Below are 11,338 nucleotides of genomic sequence, written 5' to 3'. Positions count from 1 at the left end.
TTACCAGTTGCGGAACCGGGCCGGCGGCGCATACAGGCCGCCCGACCAGTGCACGAGATCCTTGATCGAACGCGCGGCGAGCCAGCGGCGGTCGGCGTCGAGCGGATCGATGCCGAGATCCTCCGGGCGACGGATCACGCCGCGCTCGCGCAGCCGCTCGACCATCTTGCGGTCGCGGCCGCGGCCGACTTCCGTATAGCCGGCGACGCCGCGGATCGCGTGCTCGCGTTCGTCCTTGTCGCGGCACATCAGCAGGTTCGCGATCCCTTCCTCGGTGACGATGTGCGTGACGTCGTCGCCGTAGACCATGATCGGCGCGAGGTCGAGCTGCAGCTTGTCGGCGAGCTTCAGCGCGTCGAGCTTCTCGACGAACATCGGCACGTTCTTGTCGCCGAACGTCTCGCCGATCTGCACGACGAGCTTGCGGCCGCGCCTGAGCGCCGCTGGCGTGTCGGGATCGGCTTCCGCACCGGCCTTCAGCCACGGCTCGCTCGGATGGCGCCGGCCGCGCGCGTCGCTGCCCATGTTCGGCGCGCCGCCAAAACCGGCGATGCGCTCGGCCGTGACCGTCGACGAATGGCCGGACAGGTCGATCTGCAGCGTCGAGCCGATGAACATGTCGCACGCGTAGAGGCCCGCCGTCTGGCAGAACGCGCGGTTCGAGCGCAGCGACCCGTCGGGCCCCGTGAACCAGATGTCGGAACGCGCGCGGATGTAGTCGTCCATCCCGACTTCCGAGCCGAAGCAGTGGATTTGCTCGACCCAGCCCGACTCGATCGCGGGAATCAGCGTCGGGTGCGGATTGAGCGCCCAGTGCGAGCAGACCTTGCCCTTCAGCCCGAGCTTCTCGCCGTAGGTCGGCAGCAGCAGCTCGATCGCGGCCGTGTTGAAGCCGATCCCGTGGTTCAGGCGCTTGATGCCGTACGGCGCGTAGATGCCCTTGATCGCGAGCATCGCGGTGAGGATCTGCGTTTCGGTGATCGCCGCCGGATCGCGCGTGAACAGCGGCTCGACGTAGAACGGCCGGCCGGCCTCGACGACGAAATGCACGCGATCGCCCGGGATGTCGACGCGCGGCACCTTGTCGACGATGCGGTCGACCTGCGCGATCACGATGCCGTCCTTGAACGCGGTGGCTTCGACGACGGTCGGCGTGTCTTCGGTGTTCGGGCCGGTGTAGAGATTGCCGTCGCGGTCGGCGCTGACCGCCGCGATCAGCGCGACCTGCGGCGTGAGGTCAATGAAGTAGCGCGCGAACAACTCGAGATAGGTGTGCACCGCGCCGAGCGCGATCTTGCCGCCGAACAGCAGCTTCGCGATGCGCTGCGACTGCGGGCCCGAATACGCGAAGTCGAGACGCTTCGCGATGCCGCGCTCGAACACGTCGAGATGCTCGGGCAGCACGACGCCCGACTGCACCATGTGCAGGTCGTGGATCTTCGCGCTGTCGACGTCGGCGAGCGCAGTGGCGAGCAGGTCGGCCTGCTTCTGGTTGTCGCCTTCGAGGCAGACGCGGTCGCCGGGCCGCAGCACCGCTTCGAGCAACGCGACGGTGTCGCGCGCATCGACCCGCTTGCCCTGCGCGTAAACCGCGCCGGCCGCGAGCCGTGCATCGCGCGCCTGCCGCGCGTGATTCCATCCCGTCATGAACAGTTCTCCCGCTTCGATGGTTCAGCGGCATTCTAAGCCTGGCGCCGCCGCCGATTGATGATGTTGACGAATGCGACTCAGAGGACGCCGCGATGGATGCGGCCCGCGCACGGGCCGCCCGTCGGTGGGGCCTACGCGCCGACCAGCGCGCGCGTCGTGAAGAACAGCAGCGACGGCCCGAGCAGGCAGCCGACGCCCGTATGGAACGTCGCGACCAGCGCGCCGTACGGGACGAGCCGTCGGTCCGTCGCAGCGAGCCCCGCGCTCACGCCGCTGACGGTGCCGGCCAGGCCGCCGAAGATCATCGCGGAGCGCGGCGTCTTCAGGCCCATGAAGTTGGCCGCGACCGGCGTGCCGACCATCACGATGATCGCCTTGACCAGCCCCGTCGCGATGCTGAGCGCGATCACGTCGGAGCTTGCGCCGATCGCCGCGCCCGTGACGGGACCGACGATGTAGGTGACGGCGCCCGCGCCGATCGTCGTCATGCTGACCGCGTCGGTATAGCCGAAGGCGCGCGCGATGCACGCGCCGACGATGAACGGCAGCACGGTACCGAGCAGCAGCGACACGACGCCGACGAGCCCGGCCTTGCGCGCCTCGGCCGGCTGCACTTCGAACGCGGTCGCGACGATCGCGAAATCGCGCAGCATGGCGCCGCCCATCAGGCCGATGCCGGCGAACAGCTTGACGTCGGCCAGCCCCTTCTCGCCGCCGGTGAATGCGCCGCCGACATAGGCCAGCACGAGACCGATCACGATCGCGATCGCGGAGCCGTGCACGCGGCCGAACGTGAGCTTGCGCGACGCGATCGACGACAGCCACATGATCAGGCCGACCAGCGCGAACGACGCGACGAGCCCGTTGTGGGCAACGGTTTTTTCGAGCATCTGCAGCATGGCGGCCTCCGTTACTGTTCCTCGAATTGCGGCACGCCCGCGAAGGCCGTGTCGTCGCGCCCGGTGCGCACGAGTACCGCGATGCAGCATGCGCAGATCGCGACCGCGCCGACGGCGGCCAGCAGCGCGACCGGGCCGCCCTTCAGCGCGGCGACGACGTTCTGGTTCGCGGCCATCGCGACGACGACGGGGATGTACATCGCGCCCCAGAAACCGACGCCGGCCTCGGTCTCCTTCGGCAGCCAGCCGCGGCGGTGCAGCCACAGGCGCAGGCAGATCAGCAGCAGCATCGCGATGCCGACGCCGCCGACGTTGGTCTTCACGCCGATCGCGCTGCCGAGCAGGTCGCCGAGGAACAGTCCGGCGAGGTGGCAGAACGCCAGTAGCGCGGTTCCGTAGATGATCATGAGTCGTCTCCAGTCTCTTCGTGACGGGCGCATGGCCGCCAGCAGGAGCCGAATCGTGCCCGCCGATCCCGTGCCGGGCGTGTCTCCTGCGGCGGTGCGCCGCGGCCCGGCGGCCCGTCATGCGGGCACGTTCTCGGGCGGTCGATGGGATGATGCGGTTTCGGGCCGGACGCCGGATGCCGTAGACTGAATGAAGCAGCCGCCGGCACGACGCGGGCTACGCGTCCGGTGCGCCCCGTTGCGGGCCGCACCGGCGCGTGATCCGATACTAGCGCCGCAATATCCGGCCATTTATGAAGTTGTCGAAACCGATTCAGTGGATTTAGCAATGCGTCCGTTACCGCCCGAGCTGCTGCGCAGCTTCGTCGCCGTCGCCCAGTCCGGCAGCTTCACCGCCGCGTCCGAGCGCGTGAGCCTGTCGCAGTCGACCGTCAGCCAGCATATCCGCCGCCTCGAGGAGCTGCTCGACCGGCCGCTGTTCGAACGCGACACGCGCAACGTGCACTTGTCGCAGCACGGCGACGCGCTGTTCCGCTACGCGGTGCGCATTCTCGAACTGATGGACGAGGCCGTCACGTCGGTGTGCGGGCCACCGCTGTCGGGCAAGGTGCGGCTCGCGATGTCGGAGGATTTCGCGTCGGCGCACCTGACGGCCGCGCTCGCGAGCTTCGTGCAGCGCAATCCGGAAGTCGAGCTCGCGATCTCGACCGGGCTGTCGGGCGACCTGTTCGACGCGCTCGACGAAGGGCGGCACGATCTCGTGTTCGCGAAGCGCATCGCCGGCAGCCGGCGCGGCCGCGTGATCCGCAGCGAGCCGCTGTACTGGTGCACGGGCCCCGATTCGCGGATCACCGGCCACGAGGCCGTGCTGCCGCTCGCGATGCATCCGGAGCCGAGCGTGTCGCGCCGCCGCGTGCTCGAATCGCTCGAGGCCGTCGGGCGGCCGTACCGGATCGCGGTCGTGAGCAGCAGCGTCGCGGTGTTGCGCGCCGCCGCGAGCGCGGGGCTCGGCGTCAGCGCGTTCGCCGGCTACGTGATCCCGGCCGGGCTCGCACGGCTCGACGCCGGGCTGCCCGAACTCGGCGAACTCGAATACGTGATCGACCGGCCGACGGCCGCGTCGCGTTCGACGCTCGCACTCGAAGCGACGCTGATTACCGCCGCGTCGGAGTTGTAACCGCGCCTGGCGCGACCCACGCAGGGGGCGTCGCACCCCCACCTGACAGCTTTGCCCGGAACGCGTCATCGTCCGCGCAGCACCCGCTCGCGACAATGGAACCCATCGGAACGCACGGCCAGCCGCCGCGCGCGTCCGGTACCCGTCCCCTTGATCGGAGCCCGCCATGAACAACGTCCTGCGATTCGCCGTCGCGATCGCTGCAGCCGCCTTGCTCTCCCCCGCCTTTGCCCAGACCGACGCTTCGGCCCCGGCACAACAGGGCCTGACACGCGCGGAAGTCATCGACCAGCTCAAGCAGGCCTATCTCGACGGCGAACTGCCGACCAACGACGGCAACTACCCACCGGACGCCGCGACACGTTCGCGCAACCGCGAACTCGTGCAGGCCGTGAGCCCGGCGTGGCTGGCCCACACGCCGCCCGCCAGCCAGGCGACTTCGCAGCAGTGACCGGCGCCGCCGCGCCGGCGCAACGCAATCAGGATCACGGCAGGAAGCTGCGGCGCCGCGCGTCGATCAGCTCGACGAGCAGGCGGTCGCGTTCGGCCGCGAGTTCCTGCATCGAGTGCTCGCCCTGGATCGTGCGCAATGCGTCGTTCAGCTTGCGATCGACGTCCGGATCGAACGAAGGCGTGCCGAGATCGTCCCACCAGCTCGTGATCGGCCCCGACAGGTGCTCGAGAAAGTGCGCGATCCCGCCCGCGCCGCCGCCGAGGTGATAGGTCAGGCATTGCCCCATCAACCCCCAGCGCAGGCCGGGGCCCCATGCGACGGCCTTGTCCGCATCGGCCACGCTCACGACGCCTTCGCCGACGAGGTGATACACCTCGCGGAACAGCGCGGCCGCGAGCCGGTTTGCGACGTGGCCGGTCATCTCCTTGTTGAGGACGATCGTCTGCTTGCCGAGCGCATCGTAGAAATCCTTCACGCGCGCGATCACGTCTCGGCTGGTGGCATCGCCACCGACCAGCTCGACGAGCGGAATCAGGTGCGGCGGATTGAACGGATGCGCGATCAGGCAACGCTCCGGATGCTTGTCGCACGCGGTCTGGATGTCCGACATCTTCAGGCCCGACGAGCTCGACGCGATCGGCACGTGCGCGGGCAGCACGTCGTCCATCTGCCGGTACAGCGCGCGCTTCAGGTCGAGCCGCTCCGGGCCGTTCTCCTGCACGAAGTCGACGCCGTCGAGCGCACGCACGAGATCGGCGTCGAACGACAGCCGCGCGGAAAGTTCGGCGGCCCGGTCGCCGAGAAACGCGGCCAGCGCATCGCGCAACCGCGTGTCGGCTTGCGGCGCCGGATCGGTCGCGACGACGTCGAAGCCCTGCGTCAGATAGAAGGCGGCCCAGCTCGCGCCGATCACGCCGGCGCCGACGATCGCGATGCGTCGAATGTCCATGATTGTCCCGTGTCGTTGGTCTGCCAATAGATCGCGGCGATTGTCGCATCGAATCGCGCGGGCCTGCATTGACGCGGATTGCGGATTCCCTCTTGAAATGCGCTTCGGCTGCCACTAATTACGCGTCGTCGGGCGGTGCAGCATGCAGCGCACCGCCCCGTTTCGACCCAGTGGAGCTTCCACGACGCGCCCGCCGCAGGCGTCGCGCCGTCACGTCTCCCGCGTTCCCTGTTCAGGAGGACCAACATGAGCGGTATCCATTTCGGCAGCGACCTGTTCGACGAATTCGCCCGCGTGCAGCGGCAAGTGGCCCACCTGCTCGGCGATCGTCCGGCCGGCATTCGCGCGGTACGCCCCGGCGCCTTTCCCGCGCTCAACGTCGGCGCCACCGACGGCGCGATCGAGATCGTCGCGTTCGCACCCGGCATGGCCGCGGCCGACTTCGACGTGTCGATCGACAAGGACCTGCTGACGATCAGCGGCGAGCGCAAGCCCGCACCGCGCGGCGAAGGCGACGACCTGCGCACCTATGCGCAGGAACGCTTTCACGGCGCATTCCGCCGTGTCGTCGAGCTGCCGCGGGACGCGGATCCCGACCAGGTCAGCGCCCGCTACGAAAACGGCTGCCTGCTGATTCGCGTCGGCCGGCGCGAGGCATCGAAGCCGCGTGCGATCACCATTCAATAATACTCAGGATACCGACATGAATGCGAACCCGACCCTGGCCGAGCGTCAGACCAACACCGTCCACCCCGCTGCCGCCGAAGCGGCCCGCCGTCCCGCGATCACGCCGGCCGTCGACATCGTCGAGAATCATCTCGGCGTCACGCTGCGGGCCGACCTGCCCGGCGTGCCGCGCGAGAACCTCGACGTGAAGGTGCACGACAACACGCTGACGATCGAAGCCGACACGCGTCTCGACACGCCGGCCGACCTGCGCGTGCGGCATGCCGAAATCCGTGCGACGCGCTATGCGCGCAGCTTCGTGCTGAGCCCGGACCTCGACACGTCGAGGATCGACGCGAACCTGCGCGACGGCGTGCTGACGCTGACGATTCCGCGCCGCGAGGAAACGCGTCCGCGCCGGATCGACGTGACGGCCGGCAACGCGTAAGCATTGGTGCGTGCCGTTATCACGCACGCATGAAGAAGCCCCGCCCGGTACGCGCCCGGCGGGGCTTTCTGTTATGACGTGCGGTGCGATCAGTCGAAGTCGAACAGGTCGAACACCGATTTCTTGCGACGCTGGCCGTCGTGCTTGTAGCGATCGTCGTGCGAGCGGCCATCGTGTCGGTCACGGCTGTCGTGCGAACGAGCGTCGCGCCCCCACCCGCCAGCATGGTCGCGCGGCGCTTGCGCATCGTGCCGCACGGAGGCTTCATCGCGGCGCGCTGGCGCATCGCCGGCCTCGCGCGCGATCAGCTTGTCGAGTTCGCCGCGGTCGAGCCACACGCCGCGGCAGGTCGGACAGTAGTCGATCTCGATCGACTGGCGCTCGGCCATCAGCAGGTCGGGCGTCTTGCAGACAGGGCATTTCATCGCGCTTCTCCTTTCGGTGCGAATTTCATCCGGATTCCATATGACGCGCGTAACGCCGGCCGCTGCAGCAGCAGCCGTGTCACGCGCGCCGGTTCAGTGACCATCCGTCGGCGCCGAGCGCTTCGCCTTCGCGCGCCGCGCCAGCATGTTCATGCCTTCGACGAAGGCCGAGAACGCCATCGCCGCGTAGATATAGCCCTTCGGCACATGCGAACCGAAACCTTCGGCGATCAGCGTCATGCCGATCACGACCAGGAACGACAGCGCGAGCATCACGATGGTCGGGTTGCGGTCGATGAAGCGTGCGAGCGGCTGTGCCGCGAACAGCATCACGGCGACGGCGACGATCACGGCGACGAACATGATCGGCACGTGCTCGGTCATGCCGATCGCGGTCACGATGCTGTCGATCGAGAACACGATGTCGAGCATCACGATCTGGCCGATCGCGGCCCACATCGTCAGGCCGACCGCCCCGCCCGAACCGCCCGCGCCTTCACCGTCGCGCGACACGTGGTGATGGATCTCGGTGGTCGCCTTCCACACGAGGAACAGGCCGCCCGACAGCAGGATCAGGTCGCGCCACGAGAACGCATGGTCGAACAGCGTGAACACGGGTTCGGTGAGGCTCGCGATCCATGCGACGCTGCCGAGCAGCGCGAGGCGCATCACCAGCGCGAGCGCGATGCCGAGGCGCTGCGTGCGGGCGCGCTGCGCCTCGGGCAGCTTGTTGCTGAGGATCGAGATGAAGATCAGGTTGTCGATGCCGAGCACGACTTCCATCACGACGAGCGTCAGGAGCGCCGCCCAGACGGCGGGGTCAACGGCAAGCGTCAGCAGGTAGTCCATGAGATGGGCCGATACGAAAGTGGAAAGCCCGATCATAGGCCGCCCCGAACTTCGAAAAAATCAGAGAGAATCTGATTTTTGGTTCGGTTTTTCCGAAATATCGCTCCGATGCTCAATTTCCGACATCTGTACTACTTCTGGGTCGTCGTGAAGGAAGGCGGCTTCGCGCGCGCGGCCGCGCGGCTCGACATGGCCGTGCAGACCATTAGCGCGCAGGTGCGTGAGCTCGAAAAAGCGCTCGGGCACCAGTTATTGCGCCCGGCCGGGCGCGGCGTCACGATGACCGACGCCGGCCAGGCCGCGTTTGCGCGCGCGGAGGTGATCTTCGAGATGGGCCGGCTGATTCCCGACGAAGTGCGCGCGGCGGCCAGCCAGCCGACCGTGCGGCTCGCGGTCGGCCTCGCGGACGGCATCTCCAAGCTCGCCGCGCACGCGCTCCTTGCCCCCGTGCTGGCTACGCCCACGCTGCGGCTGCTGTGCCACGAAGGCGAGCACGATGCGCTGTTCGCGGAGCTGGCGCTGCATCATCTCGACCTGGTGCTGGCCGGCCAGGGCGCGCCGTCCGGCTCGAACCTGCGGGTGACGAGCGAGCGGCTCGTCGCATCGCCGGTCGACTGGTATGGCCCCGCGGCGCTCGTCACGCCGGCCGCGCGGCAGCACTTTCCGCAGTGCCTCGCCGACCTGCCCGTGCTGTTGCCGACCGCCCATTCGGCGCTGCGCGCGCGCCTCGACCTGTGGCTGGAAGGTGAACGGATCGTGCCGCGCGTGGCCGGGGAATTCGAGGACAGCGCGCTGATGGCCGTGTTCGCGGCGCGCGGCCTCGGCGTGTTCCCGCTGAGCGAACTCGGCGCGAACGACGCGTCGCTGCTGCGCGGGTTGCGGCGGCTCGGGCGTGCCGGCGACGTGACCGAGGAGATCCACGCGATCCGCTCGCGGCGCGGCGAACACCATCCGCTGACGTCGCAATTGCTGGCCGCGGCACGCGGCGCGTCGGCCGACTGAAGCGAGCGCGACATCAAACGAAACTATAATGACGCCCCGGCCTTACGAGATTGCCGCGCGCTTCATCCAGGCACCGCCGTTGCGCGGCCTCTCGCCAAGCCTTCTGAAAGACGCCATGCACAACCGATTTCGCCTGTTTTCCGTTTCGTGCGCGCTCGCGGCCGCGACCGTGCTGGCGGCGTGCTCGTCGCCGCCCAAGCCGATCTACCAGCAGGAACAGTTCGACGCGACCAGCAGCCCGTACGCGCATACGTTCCACTCGAAATCCGACGCGGCCTGCGAGGCCGCGCGGCGCGCGCTGCTGAGCCAGGGCTATGTGGTGTCGTCGTCGCGCAACGATGCGGTCGACGGCAGCAAGAATTTCCAGCCGAACAACGACATGCACGTCGTGATCGAGTTTCACGTCGTGTGCGCGGACGCGAACGCGGACGGCACGTCGAGCATCGCGTACGTGAACGCGGTGCAGGATCGCTATACGCTGAAGAAGTCGAATACGTCGGCCAGTGTCGGCTTGAGCGTGTTCGGCTCGCTGTCGCTGCCGATCGGGTCGAGCGACGACGCGCTCGTCAAGACCGCCAGCGAGACGATTCCCGCCGGCGTGTTCTACGAGCGCTTTTTCAATCTCGTCGAGCATTTCCTGAAGATCGACCCGGCCCGCCGCGACCGCGCGACCGTCAAGGCCGCCGAGAAGGAACCCGTCACGCCGCTGCCCGAACCCGCGCCGACGCCGCAAGGCGAGCCGATGAAGATGACGACCCCGGTCGTGCCGACGCCGCCCGCGGCGCCGGTGCCGCTTTCGTTGCCGGCGGTCGCGCCCGAGTCGGGGGCGAACGCCGTGCCGGCCGCGGCGTCGGCCGTGGTCGCGCCGGCGGCGATGCGGGCTGCCGCGCCGGTGGCGTCGTCGGGTTCGGGGTCGGGTTCGGCTTCGGGTGGGGCGCCTTCAGCGGCCGCGTCGTCGATGCCCGCACCGGCGTCCGCGCCGGTTTCGGCTTCCGTGCCTGCATCCGCTTCCGGTCCGGCATCGTCGCCGGCCGCTTCGGCACCGGCCGCTGCAACACCGACACCGGTCACACCGGCGCCTGCACCCACCGCCTCGGCCCCCGTATCGGCATCGGCGCCCCCGAGCACATCGCCCGCGCCTGCCGCCGCGAACCCCGTCGCCTCGTCCGCACCGTCCGGCGCGAGCGCACCGGCCGCCCACTGACCGGCCGTCCGTATCGTCGCGCCCGGCCCCATCCGGCGCCGCGCGACGATACGCACCTTTCTCCCTCATTCATCACGGGAATTTCCGTGCTGCCGGCTGCATACCCGTTGTGTCGCTGAGGTTGCTTCGATGCTTCGCGACGGTGTATGCGCAGCCGATGCCGACGTTCGCCGGGATCGGCTGCCGTCCGGCCGTCATCCGACAGGCCAGCTAGGGCCGGTCGCCCCGCCTACCGCAACGTCGCGCGCAGCGTCTGCATCTGCTCGACGGTCGCCGTCACGCCGCCGCAGACGATCACGGCGATCTCCTTCGCCGACGCGAGCCCGGTCACCGGCCGCTCGAGCGCGGCCAGCGCGGCGCCGCACGCGGGCTCGACGACGATCCGGTGCTCGTCGAGGAAACGCAGCGAGGCGGCCACCGCCTCGGCATCGGACACGACGACCGGGTGAATTTCGTGTCGCGCGGCCCATTCGACCGCCGCGTCGCACGGCCGCTTCGCGCCGAGCGACGTCGCGATGCTCGTGATCGCCGGCAATTCGACCGCATGCCCCTGCGCGAGGGAGCGCGCATAGCAGTCGGCGCCTTCCGTTTCGGCCGCGACCACCGGCACGTCGTGCCAGCCGTTGCGCGCCAGCCCTTCGAGCACGCCGCACAGCAGCCCGCCGCCGCCCACCGCGACCACGATCGCGTCGGGCTTCGGGCCGGCCGCCGCCATCTCGTCGATCATCGTCGCGTGGCCCTGCCACAGCACGCGATCGTCGAACGGATGCACGAACGCATCATGCTCGCCGAGTGCCGACTGCGCGAACGCATTCGCCTCGGCCCAGCTCGCCCCGTGCACGACGAGTTCGGCGCCCTCGACGCGGATCAGCTCGCGGGCGCGGGCCGACGCGCTTTCCGGTACGACGACGAGCACCGGCACGCCGAGTTCGCGGCCGCAATACGCGACCGCGATGCCCGCGTTGCCGCCCGACGACGACACGAACCGCCGCGCGCCGGCCGCGTGCCGCGCTTCGCAGACGGCGCCGATGCCCCGCAGCTTGAACGAGCCCGACGGCTGCAGCGCATCGAGCTTCAGCCGGATGGTCCTGCCGAGCCGGCGGGAGGCGATTGGCGAGCGGAGATAAGGGGTCGGGATATGAAGGGGCATGGGGCGGGACCAGTGAGGAACGGGGGGAAACGCGCGCGACGTGCAACGGCGGGCGGCA

At 69.1% G+C, this 11,338-nt stretch carries 13 protein-coding genes; 6 read left to right on the top strand and 7 right to left on the bottom strand.

Going from position 1 to position 11,338, the window contains the following annotated elements:
- The 3 genes from mdcA to madL all read right to left on the bottom strand — a co-directional run bounded on the left by mdcA (position 1) and on the right by madL (position 2,956).
- A complete protein-coding gene (mdcA, locus tag CFB43_RS06980) occupies positions 1–1,647 on the bottom strand; it encodes a malonate decarboxylase subunit alpha (protein WP_089494558.1) in 1,647 nt (548 codons plus the stop codon).
- A 134-nt stretch (positions 1,648–1,781) separates the two neighbouring features.
- Entirely contained in the window at positions 1,782–2,549 is a 768-nt protein-coding gene (gene madM / locus CFB43_RS06975; RefSeq protein WP_089439681.1) for a malonate transporter subunit MadM, read from the bottom strand.
- An 11-nt stretch (positions 2,550–2,560) separates the two neighbouring features.
- The gene (madL, locus tag CFB43_RS06970) at positions 2,561–2,956 is read right to left on the bottom strand and encodes a malonate transporter subunit MadL (RefSeq protein WP_034186756.1); all 396 of its coding nucleotides are present in this window, start codon (positions 2,954–2,956) and stop codon (positions 2,561–2,563) included.
- Positions 2,957–3,284: 328 nt separating this feature from the next.
- Here madL and CFB43_RS06965 point away from each other — a divergent pair, with 328 nt between their 5' ends.
- Together CFB43_RS06965 and CFB43_RS06960 are read left to right on the top strand one after the other, a co-directional pair.
- Entirely contained in the window at positions 3,285–4,133 is an 849-nt protein-coding gene (locus tag CFB43_RS06965; RefSeq protein WP_085040476.1) for a LysR substrate-binding domain-containing protein, read from the top strand.
- Between the two features lie 166 nt (positions 4,134–4,299).
- Positions 4,300–4,584, top strand: a complete 285-nt coding sequence (locus CFB43_RS06960) for a DUF4148 domain-containing protein (RefSeq protein ID WP_089494557.1) — start codon at positions 4,300–4,302, stop codon at positions 4,582–4,584.
- 34 nt (positions 4,585–4,618) lie between these two features.
- Here the strand turns inward: CFB43_RS06960 and CFB43_RS06955 are convergent, their stop codons facing one another.
- Complete coding sequence (locus tag CFB43_RS06955; protein ID WP_089494556.1) at positions 4,619–5,536, bottom strand: 3-hydroxyacyl-CoA dehydrogenase NAD-binding domain-containing protein; 918 nt, start codon at positions 5,534–5,536, stop codon at positions 4,619–4,621.
- 246 nt (positions 5,537–5,782) lie between these two features.
- Here CFB43_RS06955 and CFB43_RS06950 point away from each other — a divergent pair, with 246 nt between their 5' ends.
- The gene (locus tag CFB43_RS06950) at positions 5,783–6,223 is read left to right on the top strand and encodes an Hsp20/alpha crystallin family protein (RefSeq protein WP_089494555.1); all 441 of its coding nucleotides are present in this window, start codon (positions 5,783–5,785) and stop codon (positions 6,221–6,223) included.
- A gap of 16 nt (positions 6,224–6,239) precedes the next feature.
- Positions 6,240–6,650, top strand: coding sequence for an Hsp20/alpha crystallin family protein (locus tag CFB43_RS06945; RefSeq protein ID WP_089494554.1), 411 nt, complete (start codon positions 6,240–6,242; stop codon positions 6,648–6,650).
- Between the two features lie 89 nt (positions 6,651–6,739).
- On the opposite strand, the gene CFB43_RS06940 is transcribed toward CFB43_RS06945, so the two are convergent.
- Together CFB43_RS06940 and CFB43_RS06935 are read right to left on the bottom strand one after the other, a co-directional pair.
- Positions 6,740–7,075, bottom strand: coding sequence for a TFIIB-type zinc ribbon-containing protein (locus CFB43_RS06940; RefSeq protein ID WP_089494553.1), 336 nt, complete (start codon positions 7,073–7,075; stop codon positions 6,740–6,742).
- A gap of 93 nt (positions 7,076–7,168) precedes the next feature.
- Positions 7,169–7,924: a TerC family protein gene (locus tag CFB43_RS06935; protein ID WP_089460756.1), complete on the bottom strand. Its 756-nt coding sequence runs from the start codon at positions 7,922–7,924 to the stop codon at positions 7,169–7,171.
- A 108-nt stretch (positions 7,925–8,032) separates the two neighbouring features.
- Between CFB43_RS06935 and CFB43_RS06930 the strand changes: the two genes are divergently transcribed.
- Together CFB43_RS06930 and CFB43_RS06925 are read left to right on the top strand one after the other, a co-directional pair.
- Positions 8,033–8,926, top strand: coding sequence for a LysR family transcriptional regulator (locus CFB43_RS06930; protein WP_089494552.1), 894 nt, complete (start codon positions 8,033–8,035; stop codon positions 8,924–8,926).
- Positions 8,927–9,041: 115 nt separating this feature from the next.
- Complete coding sequence (locus CFB43_RS06925; protein ID WP_089495271.1) at positions 9,042–10,130, top strand: DUF2242 domain-containing protein; 1,089 nt, start codon at positions 9,042–9,044, stop codon at positions 10,128–10,130.
- A gap of 229 nt (positions 10,131–10,359) precedes the next feature.
- Here CFB43_RS06925 and CFB43_RS06920 read toward each other — a convergent pair whose 3' ends face one another.
- Positions 10,360–11,280 carry a pyridoxal-phosphate dependent enzyme gene (locus tag CFB43_RS06920; RefSeq protein WP_089494551.1) on the bottom strand — a complete coding sequence of 307 codons (921 nt, stop codon included), beginning with the start codon at positions 11,278–11,280 and terminating at the stop codon, positions 10,360–10,362.
- Positions 11,281–11,338: the final 58 nt, after the last annotated feature.

Origin of the sequence: Burkholderia sp. AU15512, assembly GCF_002223325.1 — a bacterium.
GTDB lineage: Bacteria > Pseudomonadota > Gammaproteobacteria > Burkholderiales > Burkholderiaceae > Burkholderia.
Note: the sequence above shows the minus strand (reverse complement) of the source record. Positions and strands in the feature narration are given on the sequence as shown.

Coding starts and splice junctions, on each gene's coding strand:
- CFB43_RS06945 (WP_089494554.1), top strand. CDS start 6,240: ATGAATGCGAACCCGACCCTGGCCGAGCGTCAGACCAACACCGTCCAC.
- CFB43_RS06935 (WP_089460756.1), bottom strand. CDS start 7,924: ATGGACTACCTGCTGACGCTTGCCGTTGACCCCGCCGTCTGGGCGGCG.
- CFB43_RS06925 (WP_089495271.1), top strand. CDS start 9,042: ATGCACAACCGATTTCGCCTGTTTTCCGTTTCGTGCGCGCTCGCGGCC.
- madM (WP_089439681.1), bottom strand. CDS start 2,549: ATGCTGCAGATGCTCGAAAAAACCGTTGCCCACAACGGGCTCGTCGCG.
- CFB43_RS06965 (WP_085040476.1), top strand. CDS start 3,285: ATGCGTCCGTTACCGCCCGAGCTGCTGCGCAGCTTCGTCGCCGTCGCC.
- CFB43_RS06950 (WP_089494555.1), top strand. CDS start 5,783: ATGAGCGGTATCCATTTCGGCAGCGACCTGTTCGACGAATTCGCCCGC.
- CFB43_RS06920 (WP_089494551.1), bottom strand. CDS start 11,280: ATGCCCCTTCATATCCCGACCCCTTATCTCCGCTCGCCAATCGCCTCC.
- CFB43_RS06940 (WP_089494553.1), bottom strand. CDS start 7,075: ATGAAATGCCCTGTCTGCAAGACGCCCGACCTGCTGATGGCCGAGCGC.
- CFB43_RS06930 (WP_089494552.1), top strand. CDS start 8,033: ATGCTCAATTTCCGACATCTGTACTACTTCTGGGTCGTCGTGAAGGAA.
- mdcA (WP_089494558.1), bottom strand. CDS start 1,647: ATGACGGGATGGAATCACGCGCGGCAGGCGCGCGATGCACGGCTCGCG.
- CFB43_RS06955 (WP_089494556.1), bottom strand. CDS start 5,536: ATGGACATTCGACGCATCGCGATCGTCGGCGCCGGCGTGATCGGCGCG.
- madL (WP_034186756.1), bottom strand. CDS start 2,956: ATGATCATCTACGGAACCGCGCTACTGGCGTTCTGCCACCTCGCCGGA.
- CFB43_RS06960 (WP_089494557.1), top strand. CDS start 4,300: ATGAACAACGTCCTGCGATTCGCCGTCGCGATCGCTGCAGCCGCCTTG.